Source organism: Capnocytophaga sp. oral taxon 903, assembly GCF_013394785.1.
Classification (GTDB): Bacteria; Bacteroidota; Bacteroidia; order Flavobacteriales; family Flavobacteriaceae; genus Capnocytophaga; species Capnocytophaga ochracea.
On the sequence record NZ_JABXYW010000002.1, the window covers coordinates 615,273 to 638,113 of the forward strand.

The 22,841-nt window shown below is 37.7% G+C and carries 22 protein-coding genes; 8 read left to right on the plus strand and 14 right to left on the minus strand.

Going from position 1 to position 22,841, the window contains the following annotated elements:
* The first annotated feature begins 516 nt into the window (after positions 1-516).
* The 4 genes from HW279_RS02510 to HW279_RS02525 are packed head-to-tail and all read left to right on the plus strand — an operon-like array spanning position 517 to position 2,830.
* The gene (locus HW279_RS02510; RefSeq protein WP_178957837.1) at positions 517-1,386 is read left to right on the plus strand and encodes a GyrI-like domain-containing protein; all 870 of its coding nucleotides are present in this window, start codon (positions 517-519) and stop codon (positions 1,384-1,386) included.
* A gap of 18 nt (positions 1,387-1,404) precedes the next feature.
* Positions 1,405-1,884 carry a hypothetical protein gene (locus HW279_RS02515; protein WP_178957838.1) on the plus strand — a complete coding sequence of 160 codons (480 nt, stop codon included), beginning with the start codon at positions 1,405-1,407 and terminating at the stop codon, positions 1,882-1,884.
* A gap of 42 nt (positions 1,885-1,926) precedes the next feature.
* Complete coding sequence (locus HW279_RS02520) at positions 1,927-2,385, plus strand: hypothetical protein (protein WP_178957839.1); 459 nt, start codon at positions 1,927-1,929, stop codon at positions 2,383-2,385.
* 55 nt (positions 2,386-2,440) lie between these two features.
* Positions 2,441-2,830 carry a hypothetical protein gene (locus tag HW279_RS02525; protein ID WP_178957840.1) on the plus strand — a complete coding sequence of 130 codons (390 nt, stop codon included), beginning with the start codon at positions 2,441-2,443 and terminating at the stop codon, positions 2,828-2,830.
* Between the two features lie 88 nt (positions 2,831-2,918).
* Here the strand turns inward: HW279_RS02525 and HW279_RS02530 are convergent, their stop codons facing one another.
* From HW279_RS02530 to HW279_RS02570, 9 genes are read right to left on the minus strand one after another with little or no spacing between them, the layout of a single operon-like run.
* Positions 2,919-3,314 (minus strand): hypothetical protein, encoded by a 396-nt coding sequence (locus HW279_RS02530; protein WP_178957841.1) that lies wholly within the window; start codon positions 3,312-3,314, stop codon positions 2,919-2,921.
* Positions 3,311-3,748 (minus strand): acyl carrier protein, encoded by a 438-nt coding sequence (locus tag HW279_RS02535; protein ID WP_178957842.1) that lies wholly within the window; start codon positions 3,746-3,748, stop codon positions 3,311-3,313. The genes HW279_RS02530 and HW279_RS02535 overlap by 4 nt, the downstream gene beginning before the upstream one ends.
* Positions 3,749-3,763: 15 nt before the next feature.
* Positions 3,764-4,198: a hypothetical protein gene (locus HW279_RS02540; protein WP_178957843.1), complete on the minus strand. Its 435-nt coding sequence runs from the start codon at positions 4,196-4,198 to the stop codon at positions 3,764-3,766.
* A gap of 2 nt (positions 4,199-4,200) precedes the next feature.
* Positions 4,201-5,328 (minus strand): beta-ketoacyl-ACP synthase III, encoded by a 1,128-nt coding sequence (locus tag HW279_RS02545; RefSeq protein WP_178957844.1) that lies wholly within the window; start codon positions 5,326-5,328, stop codon positions 4,201-4,203.
* Positions 5,329-5,364: 36 nt separating this feature from the next.
* Positions 5,365-5,628, minus strand: a complete 264-nt coding sequence (locus tag HW279_RS02550) for a hypothetical protein (protein ID WP_255495757.1) — start codon at positions 5,626-5,628, stop codon at positions 5,365-5,367.
* 12 nt (positions 5,629-5,640) lie between these two features.
* Entirely contained in the window at positions 5,641-6,339 is a 699-nt protein-coding gene (locus HW279_RS02555; RefSeq protein ID WP_178957845.1) for an HNH endonuclease, read from the minus strand.
* Between the two features lie 19 nt (positions 6,340-6,358).
* Positions 6,359-7,249: a dialkylrecorsinol condensing enzyme DarA gene (locus HW279_RS02560; protein ID WP_178957846.1), complete on the minus strand. Its 891-nt coding sequence runs from the start codon at positions 7,247-7,249 to the stop codon at positions 6,359-6,361.
* Positions 7,246-8,145 carry a lipid A biosynthesis acyltransferase gene (locus HW279_RS02565; protein WP_178957847.1) on the minus strand — a complete coding sequence of 300 codons (900 nt, stop codon included), beginning with the start codon at positions 8,143-8,145 and terminating at the stop codon, positions 7,246-7,248. Before HW279_RS02565 ends, HW279_RS02560 begins: the two co-directional genes overlap by 4 nt.
* Entirely contained in the window at positions 8,135-8,383 is a 249-nt protein-coding gene (locus tag HW279_RS02570; protein ID WP_009410297.1) for a phosphopantetheine-binding protein, read from the minus strand. The genes HW279_RS02565 and HW279_RS02570 overlap by 11 nt, the downstream gene beginning before the upstream one ends.
* Positions 8,384-9,570: 1,187 nt before the next feature.
* Here HW279_RS02570 and HW279_RS02575 point away from each other — a divergent pair.
* Entirely contained in the window at positions 9,571-12,576 is a 3,006-nt protein-coding gene (locus HW279_RS02575) for a tetratricopeptide repeat protein (RefSeq protein WP_178957848.1), read from the plus strand.
* A 113-nt stretch (positions 12,577-12,689) separates the two neighbouring features.
* A complete protein-coding gene (locus HW279_RS02580) occupies positions 12,690-14,444 on the plus strand; it encodes a TonB-dependent receptor (RefSeq protein ID WP_178957849.1) in 1,755 nt (584 codons plus the stop codon).
* Positions 14,445-14,504: 60 nt separating this feature from the next.
* Here HW279_RS02580 and HW279_RS02585 read toward each other — a convergent pair whose 3' ends face one another.
* The 5 genes from HW279_RS02585 to HW279_RS02605 all read right to left on the minus strand — a co-directional run bounded on the left by HW279_RS02585 (position 14,505) and on the right by HW279_RS02605 (position 19,402).
* Positions 14,505-15,248 carry a glycosyltransferase family 4 protein gene (locus HW279_RS02585; RefSeq protein ID WP_178957850.1) on the minus strand — a complete coding sequence of 248 codons (744 nt, stop codon included), beginning with the start codon at positions 15,246-15,248 and terminating at the stop codon, positions 14,505-14,507.
* A 1,009-nt stretch (positions 15,249-16,257) separates the two neighbouring features.
* The gene (locus tag HW279_RS02590) at positions 16,258-16,896 is read right to left on the minus strand and encodes a hypothetical protein (RefSeq protein WP_255495758.1); all 639 of its coding nucleotides are present in this window, start codon (positions 16,894-16,896) and stop codon (positions 16,258-16,260) included.
* The gene (locus HW279_RS02595) at positions 16,893-17,948 is read right to left on the minus strand and encodes a C39 family peptidase (protein ID WP_178957851.1); all 1,056 of its coding nucleotides are present in this window, start codon (positions 17,946-17,948) and stop codon (positions 16,893-16,895) included. Before HW279_RS02595 ends, HW279_RS02590 begins: the two co-directional genes overlap by 4 nt.
* 38 nt (positions 17,949-17,986) lie before the next feature.
* Entirely contained in the window at positions 17,987-18,556 is a 570-nt protein-coding gene (locus HW279_RS02600; protein WP_178957852.1) for a hypothetical protein, read from the minus strand.
* A gap of 9 nt (positions 18,557-18,565) precedes the next feature.
* Entirely contained in the window at positions 18,566-19,402 is an 837-nt protein-coding gene (locus HW279_RS02605; RefSeq protein ID WP_178957853.1) for a hypothetical protein, read from the minus strand.
* Positions 19,403-19,976: 574 nt separating this feature from the next.
* Here HW279_RS02605 and HW279_RS02610 point away from each other — a divergent pair.
* Both HW279_RS02610 and HW279_RS02615 read left to right on the plus strand, forming a co-directional pair.
* A complete protein-coding gene (locus tag HW279_RS02610; RefSeq protein ID WP_178957854.1) occupies positions 19,977-20,648 on the plus strand; it encodes a glycosyltransferase family 25 protein in 672 nt (223 codons plus the stop codon).
* Positions 20,645-22,840 carry a peptidase domain-containing ABC transporter gene (locus HW279_RS02615; protein WP_178957855.1) on the plus strand — a complete coding sequence of 732 codons (2,196 nt, stop codon included), beginning with the start codon at positions 20,645-20,647 and terminating at the stop codon, positions 22,838-22,840. The genes HW279_RS02610 and HW279_RS02615 overlap by 4 nt, the downstream gene beginning before the upstream one ends.
* The last annotated feature ends 1 nt before the right edge of the window (position 22,841 follow it).

Sequence of the window (22,841 nt, forward strand, 5' to 3'; positions counted from 1 at the left end):
TTTTGGAACATCAACTTTGCCAAAATTTCAAACTTTGGCAAAGTGCGTACCGCAAAAGTGATGTGTTAGGGCTGTTAGGAGTGCTCGAAAGAGAACGGAGAGATTCGGAAGAGGAGAGGGAGAGTTTTTGATGAAAAAAGGGTATTAGATGGGTGGGGTTAGCTTATAGAGAGCTTATAGGAAGCTTATACGAATCTTGGACGATTGGTATAGAAAGGATGTGTAAAAAGTTGATTAATAGCTTAATACAACAAAGCTAAAAATGGTAAAAACGGGGTTTCGAGGCGAAAGAAAGAGAATCCTCACCCCGTTCACATACTCTCCTATTCGGAGACTTCTCCCAAGGAGAGGGGGTGTAGTGACAAGGGAGGAGTGACGAATGACGAGAAGCAAGTGAGGAAAAAAGGGGAATGTAGCGACGGAAAGATGAACTTACAAGGTGAAATTAGCAAGATAGGAAAAGACTACTTTGGAAAAGTGCCGTATCTTTGCCACAGAAATTCAAAATAAATCTGTATGAAATTCATTACTCATAACGATTATACTCAGCGTATCAACAAAGTGGCGGAATACATCAATGGTCATCTCGATACTTCTATAAAGATAAAAACACTCGCCAATGTGGCTAACTTATCTGATTTTCATTTTTGTCGCATCTTTAAAGCGCTTAAAGGAGAATCGCCCATTGCCTTTATTGCTCGTTTGCGCATAGAAACGGCAGCTCAGCTGTTACGCTATTCGACGCTTTCGGTAGAAGAAATAGCTTTTAATATAGGGTATGAAACGCCTGCCTCTCTTTCCAAAGCGTTTAAAAATCAATATGGTATTACCCCTACTCAGTATAGAACAAACAGAGATATTTATATTATGAAGAAAGAAATAAACAATCCAGAAGTAGTGCTCAAAGCTCCAAAGATAGTAGAGCTTGAGCCCAAAAGTCTTATTTACATAGCTCTTACAGGAGAATACGGGACACTTAACTACAACAAAGCTTATGAACAATTGTGGGGTGTTGTAAAATCGCAAAAACTCTTTACCAAAGGCATTGAGTCGATATGTGTTTCGTATGACGACCCTAAAATTACCGAAGCCTCTTTGCAACGTTCCGAGGTGAGTTTGGCTATTCACAAGCCGGCTAAACCCTCAGGTGAAGTAAGTTGCAAAACCTTAGCAGGAGGCAAATATGCAATCTTTTTCTATCAAGGTAGTTATACTCAGCTCTCAGCCGTCTACGATGCTGCTATGCGCTGGGTGGTAGATAGTGAATACGAAGTGCGCGATGAGCCTATGTTCGAAAAATACCTCAACGACTGCCGTCGTACCCCCGAAGAAAAATTGAAAACTGAGATATATATCCCAGTGCAAACTGCACGGGCAATTTCCTAACTTCTAATTTCTAACATTATGAATCTTACAAAAACAGAAAAAATCACAGGTATCGCTTTGGCGATTGTCTTATTATTGCTTACGCTTTCAGGGAGTGGTTACTTCTTTTTTACTCTGAAAGTAAACTTTGTGCAATGGTTGGCTTACAACGCTTGTTCTCCTAGTAGCTTGGTGTATTTAGGTTGCCTTATCGTCTTTTGGGTGACTAAAAAGACTGTTTGGCTACCGCTTGCCTTCCTGCCAATGTACTATTTTGGTACGATGGGGCTCTTTACTTTTACGTGGAGTGGTGCTAACATCTTTGCTCAAATGTCGCATATTACAATGACACTCAACCTAATTTGGGCAGGCTATGTACTCTATCGCATTGGTGATTACAAAGCGTTTGCTCGCGGTTTAGTGTGGAGCATCGTTCTCTTTGTGCCTTACATTGCTTTTGTGATGTACTACTGTCGTACACACGCTGAGGAAATTAGTCAATTACTTGAAATGGCGTGAGCTATATAAGCAGTTTATATCAGATTTTAAAATAATAGCACAATGAAAGAAGCTTGTCCTGAGTGTTATGCGATAGATAGTCGCATCACGCCTTTGTTAAACCCCAAAGAGTGCTTGCTACACCACAGACAGTATATTTGTAGTACTTGTGGCAGATGTATCTGTGCTGATGTAGATGATAAGGGGAAGTTCCGTGCTCTCTTCCCTTTTAAAACTCTTGCTATTGCTACCTTATATTTGCGTACTGCTGAGGTAATATGGAAGCAAGCCTGCGGTATTTACGAAATAGAAGATATTAAAGGCAGAAAACAATACAAAATCTTTCCTTCTTTATCGGAATTGAACAGCTATTTGCAGAAGAATAAGCAAAAGCGTAGCCTGCTGTCAGAGCCTTTATTAGTCACTCCTCAGTATAAGGCTTACCAACCTGAGCAGTTGCGAAAACTATCGACGGAAGAAGTAGCTATTTATATGAAAGAGAAATCAGCGAAAGGTTTGTAATTAAAAAGAGTAGTTGTGTTTTTGCACCAATAGTAATTTAAAAAAGTAATAAACGATGAAAAAAGCAATTCTATTATTAGTAGCCTTTGTAGGAATGTTTGCTTGCGGAAAAGACAACAACAATGGTACAGAAGAAGGGGACATCTCTACGGCAAGATTTATGCCTCCAAAGTGGATTCAAGGCTCTTGGACAACGAACAACAAGCAGTTCGGTTATGCCTTTAAAACCGATGACTTTTGCCAAATAACCTTAGGTAATACCAACTGTTTTAAGGAAAAGAATCTGCCGGTTACTAATATAAAAGACCTAAAAACAAATAATACTTATAAGGTTAGCTATAAAATAGGTTCCTATGAACAAGTTTTTGTATTCGAAAAAGAAGGAGATAAGAAGATAAGAGTAACTCATAATGGTCGTGTTGAAGGAAGCTATACCAAACAGTAAATTAGTTGAAATGGGGAGAGCCACACAGTCTATTACAGTATGAAAAGCAATAGAACAAAGTCCTTTATTCTAAATGAGTAAAAGACTTTTATTTGTTTAACTTGCACAGTTCTTCCACAGTGATGCCGAACACCTCAGCATATTGTTGTAGCGTTTTAGAAGATAGTTTTTTGAATACCGAAGGTTTGGCGTGATGCTTGATAACCCATTGCCAGCGGCGCATTGCATCGGCAAGGACTGCCCAATCCATACGGTTGAGGAGCATATAATACACTATGGGGCTTTTGCGTCCTGCAAGCACATCGGCTTTTGCTTGGTCAATCTGCTCTTGCAAACGGCTGAGCGAGGCTTCTAAGGCAATGCTCTTCACCTCCCAGCCCGAACTGGATAGGGTGGTGTAGTTGCCTTCGTCATCGGTTACATAGCACAGTTCTGTAAAGTCCTGTAAGGCACCTTTTTCCTGAGGTAGTTCGGTTTCTTTCATTCCGTTAGATTTTTAATTACTAAGTTCATTTCAGCAGTTGCCATAAGAATATCTCCTACAAAGGCATTACAGCGCATCGAGCAGATGTAATACTCATCGGTATCGAAACGAGAAAGCAATTCGGCTTCGGTGCGCACGACCTCTTGTACCTTAGGCAAGGCGAAGAGTTCCAATCTCTTAATCGCACTGATATAGCCTATCACATAGTTTGATGTGTCTTCTATACCAAAGAGAAACTGTCCCACAATTGCCGAACAGGTTTGCGCCATATTCTCAATGAGTCCTACTTCGGCGAACTTCCCCTCTTCCACAAATATGCAAGTAGACTTCACCTCAAACTCAGTAACTACGTGTGTATTACTGATGTCGGTAATGGTATCTACCATTTGCATCGGCGGACGGTGGGGGAGGTATTTGTGGATTGATATGTTCATATTCAGGGGTCAGGGTCAGGGGTTAGGGGCAAGTACGGTTTTCATTTCGCCTTGGGCAATGAGGGTATCACCTACAAAGGTTTGCATTGTTACCAAAGTAACATCCATAAACTCTTGCTGGATAGTGATGTGTGTTTTGAGCGTGTCGCCTACTTTGGGTAGCGATTGTATCTCTATGTTTTTAATCGCTCCTATATACCCCATAGGAGCAGGTTTTCCGTTCAGATAGTAGTAATAACCTTTATGCAAGGCAATGCTTTGGGCGATGTGTTCTATAAGTCCGCTTTCTAAGAATGTCTCTTGCTGTACAAAAAGGTTGCTGGGGGCAATGGTGAGCCCTGCTACCCCGTTAGTAGGGGTATACTCCCAAAGAGCATCTACCATTACAATGGGAGTACGCTGGGGTATAAGAGTGAGGATTTCGTTTTTATCTGTAATTGGTAAAACCATAGTTAAACAACCTTTAAAAAAGCATAAGAATAGGAGAATCTACCACTCTCAGGCACTGATAGCAACACCGTATCGCCCGTTTTGAGTTTGCCTGAGTGCATCAAGGCTTCTAACATCAAATAAGCAGAAGCAGAACCTACATTGCCTACTTCGGGTAGATTGATAAACCAACGTTCTAACGGAAGGTCGATACCTACTGTTTTGAGGGCTTCATACAAGCGTTCTTTGAAATAACAAGACGAGATATGAGGCAAGAAATAGGTAATATCATCTGCCGATAGTTGGTGTTTATCTAAGGTAGCACGCATACTTTCAGCGCCTTTTAGCAAAATATTCTCGTTAAGTAGCTTCACATCTTGCTTGATAGCAAAGATAGATTCACTAAGCCACGCTTCGGCAGGGTATTCACTCCAAGCTTTGAGGTTGCCATCGGGGAGCTTGTCGCCACCGGCATACATACACGCTTCGAGCTCGTGAGCATACGAATAAGCGTCCATCCACTCTATTTGCAAAGCACCTTCACGCGGTTTGTTTTCTAACAGAAAAGCCCCAGCCCCATCGGAGAGCATAAAGCGCAAAAAATCTTTTTTAAAGGCAATGGCTGGGTGTGCTTCCAATTCGGCTAAGAGTTGTACTTCGTTTTCGTATTTATCGGCACGCAACCACGCCGATACACGTTCAGAGCCCGTGCATACTGCATTCACACTATTGCCCGCCTTTACTGATAAGTACCCAAATTTGAGGGCATTCATTCCTGAGTTACACACCCCTGAAGAGGCATTCAGTTCTACCGAGTGTCCGCCCAAGAGTCCGTGCACCATAGAAGTGTGCGAGGGCAAGAGCACATCGGGGGTAGAGGTACCGCAAGAGAGCACCTCGATAGTATCCCAAGGCACTTCGCCGTCCAATAGATTCTGTACTGCTAAAGCCGTAAGCTGGGCATTGTTATGAGTGGGGTTACCTTGCTCATCGAGGGCATAGTAACGGGTGAGAATACCATTGTTGCGGAGCACGAGGCGTCGTGCTTTAGAGGCATTTTGGTTTATGAGACCTAAGAAAGTCTCCATTTGCTCATTGCCAATGGGATTGTTAGGTAAATATTTACTTGCTTTTGTTATATAAACGTTCATATTATTCAGGTGACAGGTTTTTATTGAAAACAACTACTACAAAGTTCCATTCCTCTTCGCCTGTTGTTCCATATAATCTTTTGCTTGTTCTGTTGTTAAAGAATTCATAAATTCTTTTGAACGTCTCGCCGCCAAGAGCCCGTCCATTGTTTGTTGTAGCCATCCAATACCGTAACTCTCGTAACCGTTCAGTAGCATATCGACTGTTAATAGGTCTTTGTGCGGTCCGAATTGCAGATTCTTATTTTCAGAGATATTTTGTTGTTCCATTTTATTATTTTCTTTGTATATGTTTATCAAAAATAGACTATACTATTCCTGATGAAATACTATTCTTCTATGTTCTTCTAAGTAAGGTTTGTTTTTAGGATAAACCTTAAAGAGTCTATCATTAGGACTAATACCTAAAACTTTATACTCTTCTTCTTTTATAAGAGGAGAAATAATTATTTTGCCATTATCTTCAAAAGAAATAAGTCCTTTGTCAAATAATTTGTCGTAGTTAGGTAATAGCAAGAGTCCATTATAAGAGTCTAACTTTTCTATATTAGTAGATTTTCTCCAAGGTTTTATATGTGATGCGATTAATAATTCTGTCATTTCACATTTAGAAACAGCACATTTCTTCCAAAGATTTATTAATTTGTTTCTATAATTTCCTTGTCCTATTCTTGCAGATATTAATTGCTCTTTCTCGGTTTTAGGAATAATTTCATCTTTTATAATTGTTTCTATATCATCAATTAAATCAGATTTCTCAGCAATAAACTTTCTGTACTTATTGAGAGCCGCTTTAAAGTCGGAATAATCATTGTTGTTTTCATTTAGATATATGCTTCTCTTAGATTTATTTTTTTCAAGATGATTTATAATAGTATTATTATCATCCATATTTCTTCCGATTCTAATTCCCTCTTTCGCTATAAAACGCAACCAACTAATATAATGAGCTTTTAAACCTTCTTTTTTCATAAAGGCTTTAAACTCATTTTCAAATTCTATATATTCCATATTCTTTAATTATCAATTGTCAATTCTCAATTGTGAATTTTTTCTTGTCTCTCTCTACTTTCCAAAAGAACAGAGGATAGGTGAGCCAGTATAGCAACCATACTATGGGCATTAGCGCCCAAATAGCGATGTACAGATAGATGCGGAAGCATTTCAGCAGGAATTTACGCTTCTTACTGCCGTAAATCATCTTTGCCCAAATGCCGAAAAGGCGGTTACCTTTCTTCTCTGCCGAAAGGAGAAAACGCCTGTAATGCACGCCTCCGTGGGCTACTATTGCTTGTTGCAGTCCTGTGTAATCACCGGTTTGCAGGTGAGGGGCAATGAGCGTGCCGTATACACTTGCACTCTCTATGTCTTTATCGGCAACGCCCGCTTTGGGAAACACACCGAGATAGCGTTTGTTCTTGTCGCCCGAAAAGAGCCACTGCACAATGGTAATCACGCTGATATAATTGTGGTGCCTATCGGTAAGGGCAATATTGCCCACTAAATGCGCCCCACAGTCGGTTAAGAGTTTTTTCACTTTCTGGTGCGCCATTACCCACATATTGCGTGTGCCCGACACAGTAATTACAGGTTTGCCTTGTAACAGTTGCTTACCTGCTTCACTCTGCAAAAAGGAATTAAACGGAATAGAAGGCGACAAATACCACACTTGGTAGCCCAAAATCACTAAATCGTAATCAGTATGCACCAATTCAAAAGGCTTTAAGGGCTGAGGTATTTGCAAATACGACTCTGGGAAAGCTCCAAAAAACGCCTCGCCTGTCCACGGAAAAGGAAAAGATTCTGCCGTATCAATAGGCAAAAAGTCGATAGTTACCTCCGTGAGTGGGGATAGTACACTATCGATAATCTCTTTGAGTTGCCCCGATTGGGTGTAATATACTACCAATACGCGTTTCATTGTTCATCCCAAAAGTTGAAATAATTAAACCATTGTAGCGGATACTTTCGTAGCATCTGCTCCATATTCTCGGTATAAGCATCAAGTAGTGCTTGGGCATCGCGACTTTTCACCTCAGCTACTTGGGCATACAAGTGGTAATGCAATCTACTTTCCTTCATCACATAAACGAAAAGCACCGGCACTTTCAAGCGCGAGGCTATAAAGAAAGGACCTGCGGGGAAGGTAGCTTCTGCGCCCAACAGTGTTCCTTTGAGCGAACGCACTCCCTCAAAATATCGGTCTCCCGTGAAACACACTATCTTATTGTCGCCAATAGCATCGTTGATTTTGAAGATATGCGACATATCTTCTTTCACATAGATAAACTGATTCGAGGGTTTATTTTTAGAAATCGACTCCAAATACTCCTTAATTACCGAGTGTTCCATATCGGTAGTTACGGTGCTTATCTTAAAATCAATATCTATTTTCCTGAAAAAAGGTTCAGCAATTTCAAAGTTGCCTATGTGTGCGGAAATAAGTATTCCGCTCTGCTGTTCGTCTAATAGTTTATGTAAGCTTTCTACTCCATCAAACTCATAAGTAAATTTCTCTTCCAAGCCCGCCAAGATAGCAATCTTATCAATAATAGTTTGCCCGAAAGTAAAATAATTTAAGTACAAGTTCACTACCGCTCTCAGAGGCGAATAGCCCAAGCGGTGACGGAAATAGTAGTACATATAGCCATTGGAGCGCCACTCAAACAAAAAGTAATAGAACGCTACAAAGATGAGCAAAGCATAAGCAGCATAAATACCCAAGTGTTTCATCAGCCACACAAAGATACTATAGCCTAATACGGTACCCTTAGATTTGCCTTGCCATTTCGTTTTGGCTTGTTCGTTAGCGTGCATTCACTTTATTTTCTAAGGTAGTATAAAAGTCGTTGAAGGTTACGATAGGCTTAAAATCGGCTTCTACCAATTTCACACCAAATTCTTGTTCAATCAGCACCACCAAATCCACATAATCAAGGCTATCTAATCCTAACGATTCGCGGAAGTTTGCCTCAGGGGCAATCACACTGCCTTCTACTTCAAATTCCTCAACAAAAATACGAGTAGTAAGGTCTATAATCTCCTGTCTGTTCATTCTTCTTTTTATTAGCTAATACTTTTAAGGGGCAAAGATACGAATATTTTGTCAATAACCAATTTTCCTAACAAACATCATCTTGCAAAAAGACCAAAACTACATCGTTATAATCGAACAACCCTCTAAAAAGTCACTTTTGCGTCACACACTTTGCCAAAGTTTAAACTTCCAGCCCCTCTCTTCCAGAGCTTCTCCCCAACCTATCCATTTTTCTTCAACAACCCATACTAATTTAACGTCAGTTCTATATATATCAATACTGATTTACAGTTGTGTTTATATTGTAATCTGTGAAATCCAGCAACGCAGTTGCCAATTCGTGTCCATCACATTTGTCAATTATCAATTGTCAATTGTCAAATGAAAGACTATCCGTGCAATCCGTGTAATCTGTGCGAGATTTTTAGGCAATTTGTTGCCTATTTGTTTGATTTTTTTAAAGATTTGTAAGATTTCTGTAGCGCAAGCTACACTTTTCTTACGTCGAACTCACGTTAATTTACTAATTTCCCAATTTGCTAATTTCCCAATTTACTAATTCTCTAATTTCTCTCCCCTTTCCCGTCACCACATTCCCCCTTTGAACAGAAGTCCGCATTCGTCACTCGTCATTCGTCATTCGTCATTTCTCCCCTTTTTCGTCATACTCCCGCCTAGTGCCTATGGCCTAAGGCCTATCACCTATTCCTTTTTCTTTCGCCTCGAAACCCCGTTTTTACCATTTTTAGCCTTGTTGTATTATACTATAAGCCAATCATTTATATACCCTTCCTATACCAATCGTTCATCATTCGTTCATCATTCCTATATCCTTTCTATATCCTAACCCCACCCTTCTTACACCCTTTTTTCATCAAAAACCCTCTCTCCTCTCTTTCGAACTTCTCCGATATCTTCCGAAAGTTCAGAACTTCTCTAAGATTCTCCCAAAACTCCGACGAACCTCTCTCCCCATTTCACAAGGCATAGCCTCATTCCTCTAACTCAAGCTCGAACCTCATTTCCTCATTTCCAAATTTCCTCATTCTCTCATTTACTCATTTCCCTGCCCGTGTGGCTCGCACCTCATTTCCCAATCTCCCCTTCGCACAAATATTTCTCCTCTTTTTATTCGTATTTCATAATTATTTCTTATCTTTGCCCCATCTATTCCTCATATCCTAACATCTAATTATTAAAACATTATGAAAAAAACACTTTTTTCAGTGCTCTCACTGATGGCGTTTAGCCCTCTGTTATGGGCACAAGAAACTGAAATGATTACCCATCCACAAAGCCAATACCAAAAGGCAGTGGAACTCTACAATCGCAAGCTCTATCAGCCTGCACAGAACTTGTTCCGAAAAGAACAAACCTCCAATCCCGATAGAGCTATCCAAACCCAAAGTGAATACTACGTAGCCACTATTGCCGCTATCCTCAATCAAGACGGAGCCGATGCGCTGGTGAATAACTTTATCGTCAATCACCCCGACTCTCCTCTGAGCTCCGAAGCCTATTTGCAAATGGCTAACATCTATTATCAGCAGGGCAACTACGAAGATGCGCTCGCTTGGTACGAAGCTATCGACGACCAAAGCATAAGCAGTAGCGATAAAGCTAAATACAACTTCCAAAAAGGTTTTTGCCTCTTCCAAACCGGAAAACAAGCCGAATCTAAACCTTATTTCGAGTCGGTACAAAACACCAAAGAATACGGTGCCAATGCCAAGTATTACTTAGGATATATCGCCTATGATAAAGACGATTATTCTAAGGCTGAAAGCTACTTCCGCGAAGTACAAGAAGAAGATGCTTCACTCACCAAAAACGTGTCTTACTTCCAAGCCAATATGTACTTCAAACAAGCTCTTTATCAAGAAGCTATCACCGAAGGACAGAAACAGCTCGCTAAAACCAAAAATGCTCAAGAAGTATCTGAGCTCAATAAGATTATAGGCGAAAGCTACTTCAACCTCAAAAAATACAAAGAAGCAATCCCTTACTTACAAAACTATAAAGGTAAAAAAGGTAGGTTCTCCAATACCGATTATTACTATATCGGATACGCTTATTACAAAAATAACGACTATAAAGCGGCTATCGAGCAGTTCAACAAAATCGTAGGAGGAAACGATAGCGTCGCTCAAAATGCCTATTATCATTTAGCCGAATGCTATTTGAAAACCAACCAAAAACAAGAGGCGCTTAACGCTTTTCGCAATGCCTCTCAAATGGACTTCGATAAGCAAATTAAAAAAGATGCTCATCTGAACTACGCCCGCCTCAGTTATGAAATCGGGAACCCTTACGAGAGTGTCCCCAATGTGCTACAAGCATACGCTTCGGCTTATCCTAACGACCATAAAGACGAAATACAGTCGCTCTTAGTCGACTCTTATATTTCATCTGGTAACTATCAAGCCGCTATCAGTCTGCTCGAAAAGTCTAACGACCCTAAGGACAAAGAAACCTATAAAAAAGTAGCCTTCTATCGCGGGTTAGAGCTTTTTAATGAATTGCAATACAACGAGGCGTTAAAATATTTGCAGAAAGCCATCGGTGGTAATTCTGCGCTTGCCGCTCGCGCTACCTATTGGGCTGGTGAAACTGCTTATCAGCTGAAAGATTACAAAGGTGCCGAGTCCTATTTTACTCAGTTTCTCCATAATTCATCAGCTCCTAAAACCGAAGAGTATGCCAAAGGCTTTTACGGTTTAGCTTATGCTAATTTCAATCAAAAAAACTATGCAGGTGCTATCGCTAATTTCGAGAAGTACCTCAAACAAAACCCTAAGAACAGTAGTTGGAAGCACGACGCTATACTCCGTCTCGCCGATTCTTACTTCGTAACAGGTAAATACTGGCCTGCAATGGAAGGGTATAACAAACTCATCGAAGCTAAATCTTCTGACCAAGATTATGCCGCCTACCAAAAGGCTATTAGTTATGGGTTCGTAGACCGCCTCAATAGCAAAATTGAAGACTTAGAGCGTTTCGTTAAGAACTACAAAAGCTCTAATCTGCGCCCTAACGCTTTGTTTGAATTAGGGAATGCTTATGTAACCAAAGGAAATACTCAAAAGGGATTACAGTACTATCAGCAACTCGCCAAAGAGTATAAAGGCAATGTACTCGTACCTCGTGCAATGCTCCGCGAAGGTTTAGTGTATTATAATAGGAACGAAAACCAAAAAGCCTTAACGCTTTTCCAAACTATCGCGAAAGACTATCCTAATACCAACGAAGCCTCACAAGCGGTAGCTTCCGCAAAACTCATTTATGTAGATATGGGTAACGTAAACGAATACGCATCGTGGGCTAAAGGGTTAGGATATGTAGAGGTAACCGACCTCGAACTCGAAGGTGCTACTTATGAAGCTGCCGAACGACAATATATGCAAAACAATACCAAAGAGGCTATTTCAGGTTTTGAAAAATACCTTAAAGAGTTCCCTAATGGTATGCGTCGCACCAATGCCGAGTTTTACTTAGCACAAATGTATTTCAATAGTGGACAAAAGTCCAAAGCACTTACGCATTACGAAAATGTAACCAAAAGCGGTTCTAATGAATACGGCGAGCAATCGCTTACTCGTGTGTGTCAAATCCTTCTTGAAGCAGGTAGCTACCTAAAAGCTAAACCTTATCTCGAAGACCTCGAACGAACCGCTACTATCGCACAGAACAAAACTTATGCACAAAGCAACCTAATGCGCGTGTGCTATAACGAAAAACTGTACGATAAAGCTATCGAATATGCCAATAAGGTATTAGAAGAAAAATCTATCGATACCCGTATCAAGAACGATGCTTATATAGTGTTGGCTCGTGCTTATAGTCAAGCAGGAAATGAAACCCAAGCTCGCAAATATTACCAAGAGGTACAGAAAACCGCTACGGGTAGCCTTGCTGCCGAAGCCTTGTATTACGATGCTTATTTTAAAAATAAAGACGGTAACTACAAAGCCTCTAATGACGTAGTTCAAAAGATTGCTAAAGACTATGGCGGACACAAAGAGTTCGCTGCTAAGAGCCTTATCGTAATGGCTAAAAACTTCTACGGACTCAAAGACGCTTATCAAGCCTCTTACGTCTTAGAAAGTGTAATTAAAAACTTTAAAGAGTTCCCTGAAATAGTAGCCGAAGCCAAAAAAGAACTCGCAGTAGTAAAAGCCGAAGCCGCTAAAAGTAATTCATCAGTAAAATAATGGTTAATGATTAATGGTTAATGGTTAATATACACTTTGTCAAAGTTTTTGCCTGTGTGGCTCGCACCTTTGGCAAAGTTGAATCTCCCTCCTAAACCCTAATTTCTAAACAAATGAACAAACACATCACATATATTCTAACAATGCTTTTGTTCTCTGCCTCAACAATGGCAGTCGCTCAAAGCCGTAAAGACAGCCTCTCTACCAAAGTGGTAGATGTGGTAAAATCATATGCTCCTACAATTGCCGACGCCGACAAAAAGCGTGAAGATGCAAACGTAAAAGATTCGCTTACCGTTAAGAAAAAGCAAATCAACTATACCATCTATTCGGTACCGGTAGCCTCTACTTTTGTTCCCGAAAAAGGCAAAGCAGCTTCGGTGAAACCAAAAGTCGTTCGCGAAGACTATTTAGATTCTTATTTCGGTGGAGGTTTCGGTATGCTCAATACCTTTTATGCCGATGCCAATATCACTCTCCCTGTAACTGATAACAGTAACGCTTCTTTCTTACTGAATCACATCTCAGCCAATGATGATATGGACGAGGTATACACCGATACCAATTATGTGCTCTCATCGGCTGAGTTGCGTTATGATTTTCAGAACCAAGATGTACTCTGGGGGCTCAATGCCGATATAGGTCGCCGTTTGCACAACTGGTATGGTATCCGTCCCGCTTCTTATACAAGACAACAATTGATTGGAAAAGTAGATGACGTACACCAAACCTATTTCGATTATGGTGTAGGAGGTTACCTCCAATGGTCTAATCCTTACTTTAAAGGACTTGATTTCAGCGTACGTGGGCTCTACGACCATTTCGATAGTAAAGAATTGAATGTAAAAGCACAACCCACCTTCGAAATTCCTCTTACCGATGACCAAAAAGTTCGTACCAATGTAATTCTCGATTATTACAATGGTAGTTTTACTCGTCAAAATAACTCAGTAAACGAGCTTAACAATCGTTGGACGCTCTTTGGGGTAAATCCTTCTTATCATTTGTCTATTGAGAATTTAGACTTAAAATTAGGCGTTGCTTTGATGTATGTAGATGCAAACCAGTCCGATGAAAGCAAGTTTAAAGCTTATCCCGATGTAGAGGCTTCTTATCCACTTACTGCCGATGCTATTTTGCACGCAGGTATACGCGGTATTATGCAACAAAACACAGTAGAGAAACTCACCAAAGAGAATCCTTTTCTCTCACCTATGCAAGAAATTAAGCCTACCAATGTGCAAGCCGATGCTTTTGTAGCCCTTAAAGGAAAAGTAACTTCCGATTTGCTTTACCGCATACAAGGAAGCTACCGCCAATACAAAGAGATGCCTCTGTTTACTACCAATTCCGAGACACCTACTATCGCCACCGAAATATTGCCTTATCAATATAACAACTCTTTTAAGTTAGTGTACGACGAAGTAAACGATATGGAGCTTTTGGCTTCTATCGGAGGAAATATAAAAGATGTTTTCTCTTTTACCTTCGAAGGAAGATATAATAACTATAACGCCCGTGTACAGAAAAATAAAACCGCTTGGAACTTGCCCAGCACACGAGTATCTCTCTTCACTGATTTTAGAATATTACCCAATCTATTTGCTGGATTCGACTTCTTTTATGTAGGAAAACGTTACGACCTCGATTACGTAACTGTTGCAAATCCTATTCCCGAGAAGCTCTCTTTGGAAGGTTATTTTGATATCAATTTCCACGCCGATTACACTTTCAACAAACATTGGCAAGTATTCTTAAAAGCCAATAACCTCACCAGTGAACACTATAAAAAATGGTTGTATTATCCTTCACAAGGTGTACAAGCCTTTGCAGGAGTACGTTATCTGTTTAGCCTAAGTAACAAGTAACAATTATATACTAACAAAACAAACAGCGGTATGAATAAAGCATTCATACCGCTGTTGCTGTTATTTAATCTCTCTAAACAACTGGGTCATCTTATTGTTCCAGACCTCCCAATTCAATCGTTTTTTTGCATCTTTCTGAGCCAATATACAAAGAGATTTATATCTCCTCTTATCTGTGTAAAGCTTAATAATTTGTTGAGCATATTCTTCTCCCTTGGCTTCAATTGGCAGTAAATATCCATTAATCCCCTCTTTGATTACTTGCCTTACTCCTCCTACATCAGTACCAAAAGAAGGTATCCCAAAAGAAGCTGCTTCAGCATATACAATACCAAAGCAATCAAACCTAGTAGGCATCAAAAAGATATTTGCTTCTTTATATTTTTTTATTAAAAGCAATAAATCTTTAGGATTTGATTTATCTAAATAACCTATTACCTCAACATCAGGATTTTTTAAATCTATAGAACAACCTATAACCGTAAGTTTATAATGAAAATCTTTTGTTTTTAAATATTTACAAGTCTCCAAAACAATTTCTCCCCCTTTCTCTCTCCAGTCCTTTGCAACAAATAGTAAATGACAACATTCTTTCCATTGTGGTACAGATGAATAATCAGTAGTAAAATTAGCTCCAAATTCAATTACTTTTATTTTTTCAAGAGAAGCTTTATAATGCTCAATCGCATTTCGTGCAGCCCATTCCGAACTGTAAACCACAAAGGTAGCTTGTTGTATAGCCAATTGTTCTATCTCATCTGCAAAAGCAATAAATTGAGGAGAAAGTTGTAAGTAAGACTTCATTAAATCTAAAGTAGTATCTCCTATGTATACAATAGGGATGTTAGTTTCTAATTGTGCAATAAAAAATAATCTCTTGCAATAATAACATCAAAGATATGATGTTGAAAAAAATCATTGAGTAGCTCAGCCCAATAATCTATATACATCTCTGGAATAAAAACACGTTTAGGATATTGTATAGAGTGAACACTACGTTTCTCAGCAAAGAAATCTCCTCCTACCCAACAGACTTGATGTGAATGTTGTAAGACCGCAAGCATTTGGTATAGTGTTCCCGACCAAGACTGTATATTATAAGGGTCTAAAGATGATAAAAAAGCAATTCGCATAATAATTGTAATGGTCGAGATATATTATTCTTTATACCGCAGAATACGTTCTAAAGGTTCCCAATATTTTTGAAATTTAGTTTCATTGGTATAAAAACAGGTATTATCTATAAGGCTATTTTCTTTATGAATTATAAATAACTTCTCAATATTTTTATATTCTTTCCCATTTTCTTTAAGGTAAAGTGTAGGAAGTAAGCTAAAAGTATACTTAAAAGCTGTATTAGCATTAAAGACTTTTTTAGCTTGCTAGGGAGTGTAATGAGTTACTTTTTCTTGCCTTTTCTCGGCTGTTTTTTCCAAGTAAGTAGTTATCTATGGTTCATCTTCCATTTTCTTTATTAGTAGCATTGATGACAGTATCAAGAGATAGAAATACAAACATCTCATTATCTTTTGATTTAAGAAATGAATAATCGCATCCCCAACCATTAGAAACGCTACACCTCTATGCAAAATAAAGTTTTATATCAGATAGGCTGTAATTTAATGAGTCATAATCTTTTAAACATTTTTGTTCTTATCCTTTATTTAGGAGTGATTTCATATATAGCATTTAATCCTTTAATCTTAGCAGTAGGACATAGTAATTATAAATTCTAAAGCCCTCACTATTAAGAGTTATACTTTCTAAAACTACAAAAACTACAATAGTTGGTAAATCTATCTAAAAATGATAATTATTTCCCTATACTGCATTTGCCTAAATAATCTTTTAAAAAAGCTCGATAATCCTTAATGTCTTTACTAATAGCACCATAGCCTTCTATCAAAGTACCTGCTCTTTGATAAAAGCAGAAATTATCTTCCAAATAGCTAACTGCACACTTACAATTAAAATTCTTCTCCAATAAGCCTTCTATCACCTCTTTTGCTTTTTCTTTATTTAAATACTTCTCTATAACTTGATTCAAAGAAATTTTAATTGTTAGAGGGTCTATTTGTGTGAAATTGGTAAAATCAAAATGATTAAAAATAGATATTAACTCGGAGTTTTGAGGTTCTTTTAAACCGTACTCTTGGAGTTTCTTACCTGACCATTCACTCATTTTCCTAATTTGCTTAATAATCTGTTCTCTTTCCTTATGAGCTACGCCGTAACTCTCCAATTGACTATTAAGAACTTCTAATGCTTTATTAAAATAACCATATACTGAATATATCTCAAAATCTTTTTTTATAGTTCTGAGCCTTATAGTCAATTGTTGTCCTGTATACATCTGTCCTACTCTGAAATTTTCACAGTCAAAAGGGTGTTCTTCTTGTGCAAATAAAAAAACAGATAAAAAAAACAAAAATAAAGTCATTATTAATTTCATATACCGCATTCTTTCCACCAATCTTCGTTATTTTTGTATTTCCGATCCTCTCCCTCTAATCCTTTCATCCCTTTTATAGATCTCATTTCGTGAAATTTTGTAATATCATATTTAACTTCCCTAATGCCCGTAGAACTTAGAGAATCAGCAATTGTCAGTTTGTTGGTTTTCGAATCATATCCTACAATAACTACCGCGTGCCCATCTTTTACAGAATTTGTACGCCCATCATAGTCTCCATAAACAGAAATAATAGGGTTACCCAATTTCAAAGACTCAGTAACTTTATAAAATTCATCACTGTAAATCTTCTCATTCTCAAAAAATGTATCTGCAATCTTCTTATATCCATCCCCGTCTATCCCTATATTCTTAAAAAAGAAGTTATCAAATGCTTTTTCTTTACTATCTATCCCTATTAATTCCGCAAAATCACTTTTGTTTATTCCCTTTTTATCTCCACCATAAATTTTAGAAATATAATCAAACGCAAAGATACCACACATAGCTGTTCTTCCTACCTGTGGGCACATATGAGGTAAGTTTTTTAATTTTAAAGGAGGGTCTGTAGGTGGCGGAGTGTTAGGAATATATCCTTCTCCTCTACCACCATCATAACGAGGTACATATGGAGTTTCTTCTCGATTATCATTGGGATTTGTAGGATAATAAAAAGGATAACCTTTATAGTCTCTCACATCACCATAATTATATGATGGCTGAGGTTTGGGTACCGTAACAGTAACTTCATCTAATTGAAAGGGATCTTTTTCACTTCCTTTTCCAGGCACAGTATCCCAATCACTACCTCTTGAAACTCCTCCTCCTACATTATCCGAAGGATAAATAGGATTATCAGACGGGGACAAAAAACCTCCTGTACCCCCTCTAATCACAAAGCCCGAAAGATTACCATACTCGTTATACCCTCCAAAACCTCCATACCCCGCTTTACAACTGTCCAACTCCTCTGACTCGAGGAGTTCTAATTCGGCTTCGAGCTCTGCTAAAAGCAATTTAGCTCTTTCTCTGTTTTTTGATGTGTTTTTCATCTATATAAGTTTAAATTTGTTTTATATAAGATATTATACTACTCCTTAAATCTCACCGACAAATACATCTGATTAATAAGATCACTTATATATTCTTCATTCTCCTTATTATAGAATAACAAAATAGAAATACGACCTACACCTTCCTTTTGTATATAAACTTTTTTGCATAAAGAATATTTAGATTCTAATGATTTTCTCATTTTTAAATAAAAAAAGGCCCCTTCTGTAGCATTATACTTATCCCTAAGCACATTTTTATCAATATAATAAACTCTACCTAAATCTATATCTGCTTCATAAAGAGGGACAAACATATTACAATCATTACACACTTCTTTACCATCAATTCTCTTAGGAAGAACTTCATATACTGCACAAATATCTTTTTCATTATTTACTGTTTTATGCATAATAACAAAACAATCTAATCTTGGGTGTGAGCAAAAAGATTTTGTCTCTCCTACGTCTATAACATCAAAACCTTTAAAATCTTGATATTCTATTTCTGCATTTTTTAACATATAAGCAAAAAAGCGTTCCGTATCATTCTGTGAATATCCACAAAAAAACAACAATAAAGCAATTACTACTAACTTATTTTTCATCGTTAAATTTTAATGACAGTTACCCGTTACAGCGAGATAATTTACAATTTGATCTTTTTTAATTACTTTATAACTACTTTTATCTTGCGGATCTACACAAAGTATTGTATCTCCAAAGATACGTTCTACAACGACAGCGTGTTGTTCAAACACCCCATCAGAGCCCATTCCAACATTATAAATAACTATTAAAGAGTTGTTAGGATTAGCTACAAAGTTCTCCATTGTGTTAGGAGAATCAAGGTTTAGATATGAACGTGAAAAATAGTTTGAACTAAACGAATCTATATAAGAAGGATTTATTCCCATTCCTCTTTCACCATAATTGGAATAGTATTGATTTTCATAATATGAGGAATCATAATGATACCCATATTTACTAGAGATGTATCCTAAGCACTGAAAAAAGCAATCCGTTTGTGGAGTGACTCCCCCATAAGAAGAAGAAGAAGAAGAAAAAGAAGAACTTTCTCCACCTCCCCCTCCATTAGAAAAACTTCCTCCTTCGTAAAATGAACTTCCTCCGTAAAATGAACTTCCTCCATAAGAAGGGTTACTACTTGAAGATCCTCCAACTTCCACTTCCTGTAGCTGGTAAGGGTCTTCTTCACTTCCATTTCCAGGCACAGTATCCCAATCACTACCTCCTCCATTAGAGTTAGAGTTATCGTGAAAAAATCCTCCTGTTCCTCCCGCAAAAAAGTACCCCGTAGGAAAGTTAGGCACAGGACCTCCATAACCTGCTTTACAACTGTTCATTTCCTCTGCCTCGAGGAGTTCTAATTCGGCTTTGAGCCCTGCTAAAAGCAATTTAGCTCTTTCTCTGTTTTTTGATGTGTTTTTCATTTTGTTTATTTTTTAATTTATCTCGCAAAGGTATGTATAAAGCAAATACTTGTCAAGCTTTTATTAAAAAAATAACATAATTTTTTGAGTCACTTTCTAATGTGTTTTTCTGTTTTTATATAGTAAAATCCCTTATAACTATTAAGTTTTCAATTGTTTTATGAGCATACAAAACATTAACTAATTTTAATATTATCAAGTCAAGAATATGTGTATTCTCTCTTGCATATGTATCCTCATTTGTTCGTATGGGTCACATCGTACTACAACCGTTTATCAGTTGTTTAGTTTCTCTCGAAGTATATTTCAATATAAAATACTATAAATAAAGTATATACACCCCTTTTATATAACAATTGTCTAAACTTTGTATAAGCTAACCATAAAAATTCTTTAAGCAAGAAAGCTCTTTTTTGTTTTTTTATAACTTTCCTTTCTTATCTTATCTTAGCAAAAAGTTCTACCATTTATCACATCTTCACTTCAGAAAATTTTCCCTAAAACATTTCCAATCTCAAAAAAATTAATACTTTTGCATCCAAAATAAAATCTCACTGTTTAATTTACCAATCCTATGAATATAGATAATGTAGCTATTCCTACCTATGTGGTAAACCTAAAATCTCGCCCCGACCGTTTAGCCCATATAAAAAGAGAGTTCGAAAACAAACCAGAATTTAATATTAAATTTATTGAGGCTATTACGCACGAAATAGGAAGTTATGGACTATATCTATCATTGAGAAAAGTAATTGAAACCGCTCAAAAAAATGAAGATGACGTAATAATTTTCGTAGAAGATGACCATTTTTTTACTAAACATTACTCTTGGGAATATTTGCTGAAAAATATCATCATAGCCGGAAAACAAGAAACCGATATCCTCTTGGGGGGCATTGGAGGTGGTTTCAGAAGTATTATTCCCATCGCAAAAAACCGTTTTTGGATAGACGCTTTTTGGTGTACCCAATTCGTTGTTATTTACAAACCGTTTTTTTCGAAAATTTTAAATACCAATTTTGTAAAAGGACAAGATGTTATTGATGAATGGCTATCAAAACTTACCAACAAAAAAGCAACCCTTTTCCCCTTTATTTCTGAACAAAAAAACTTCGGTTATTCTGATATTACAACCCAAAGAAATAGAAGTATTTCAGAATTTTTTGAATATAGTCGCAGAGTATTTACTGATTTTACTTCAAAAGCGATAAATATTAATCCTAAAAACAAACTAAAACAACTATGAAGTTTAAAACCTTCCCTCTTGATAGGCAGATGGATATGATGGACTGCGGAGCAGCCTGCTTGAAAATGATTTGCAAATACTATGGCAAATACTACTCTCTTCAGTACTTGCGAGACTTGTGTGGAGTAACAAAGGAAGGGGCTTCATTACTTGATTTATCGTATGCTTGTGAAAACCTTGGACTAAGGTCTCTCTCAGTGAAATGTACCATTGATGATTTACTTTATAAACTCCCTCTCCCTGTAATCATTCATTGGGATAACAGCCATTTTATAGTAGTCTACAAAACCAATCCTAAAACATCTAAAATTTATGTAGCCGACCCTGCCAAAGGCTATCTTACCTATAACGCTGAAGAATTTAAGGAAAAATGGTATAAAAAAGGTGAAGAAAAGGGAGTGGCGATGGCTATAGAACCTCAATCTACCTTTTATGAAAAAACCGCTGAACAAAAAGAGAACCGACGTAAAACCTTTGAATCCTTTTTAGGCTATTTACGTCCTTATAAAAGTAGTTTTATCACTCTTTTTGTGGTAATGTTCTTAGTCACTGTATTGCAAGGACTATTGCCCTTCATCTCCAAAGCTGTAATTGATGTAGGTATACAAACTCACGATATTGATTTCATCAACATCCTACTCATCGGCAACATCGCTATCTATGTGAGTATACTGCTTGCCAACTTAGTACGCGACTGGATACTACTACACATCACTTCGCGTGTCAATATAGCTCTCATATCCGACTACCTTATCAAGCTAATGTCTCTCCCTATCACTTTCTTTGAAAATAAAATGACAGGAGACATCCTCCAACGGGCTAACGACCACGAGCGTATTCGTAGTTTTATAATGAACAACTCCATTGGTATGCTCTTCTCTATGCTCACATTTGTAGTATTTGCGGTTATTTTAGCTCTTTATAACAGCATTATTTTCTATATTTTCCTCTTTGGGAGCATTTTGTATGTAGTATGGGTAATGGCATTCTTAAAACTTCGCAAAAAATTAGACTGGGAGTATTTTGAGTTAGTTTCTAAAAATCAAAGTTATTGGGTAGAAGCTATTGAGGGTATTCAAGATATTAAGATTAATAACTATGAGCGCCCTAAACGTTGGAAATGGGAAAATATTCAAGCTAAACTTTACAAAGTGAATGTCCGAGTCCTCAATGTTACTAATTTGCAAAATATAGGAGCCCAGTTTATCGATAATATTAAGAATTTAGCCATTACTTTCTTCTGTGCCAAGGCTGTGATAGCAGGGCAAATGACCTTTGGAGTAATGATTTCTACTCAGTTTATCATTGGTATGCTCAACGCCCCTGTAAATCAGTTTATCCAGTTTATCATTTCTTATCAGTTTGCCAAAATTAGTTTCTTGCGACTTAATGAAATACACGAACTCAAAGACGAACAAGAAGGTGTAGGTAATAACACGCTTGACTTATCAACTTCTAAAAATATCTTTGTAAACAATGTGAGCTTTCAATACTCTCGTAATGCCCCTTTCGTACTGCAAAACGTATCTTTGCTTATCCCCGAAGGAAAAGTAACCGCCATCGTAGGCGATAGTGGTAGCGGGAAATCTACTTTGCTAAAACTCATTTTGCGCCTTTACAAGCCCTCGTATGGCGAGATTATGATAGGCAATATGAACATCAACAATATAGGATTAAAACAGTGGAGAGAAAAATGTGGATCAGTAATGCAAGACGGTAAGATTTTTAATGATACTATTCTCAACAACATTGTGCTCGACGATGAAAATATCAATTATGAACGTCTAAAAAACGCCCTCGAAACAGCTAATATTGCACAAGAAATTGAGCGTCTCCCGTTAGGATACCAAACTAAAATGGGAGAACATGGTCGCGGGTTAAGTGGCGGACAAAAACAGCGTATCCTAATCGCTCGTGCCCTTTATAAAAATCCCGATTTTCTCTTTTTAGATGAAGCTACCAACGCCTTGGATACGGTAAACGAACAGAAAATAGTAACTGCTCTAGACAATGTTTTTAAAAACAAAACAGTAGTGGTCATTGCTCACCGCCTAAGCACAATTCGTAAAGCTGACCAAATAGTGGTAATGCAAAACGGAACTGTGGTAGAAATAGGCAATCACGAAGTGTTAATGCAGTTGGGAGGACGCTATAGTCAGCTTGTAAAATCTCAATTAGATATTAACACATAAC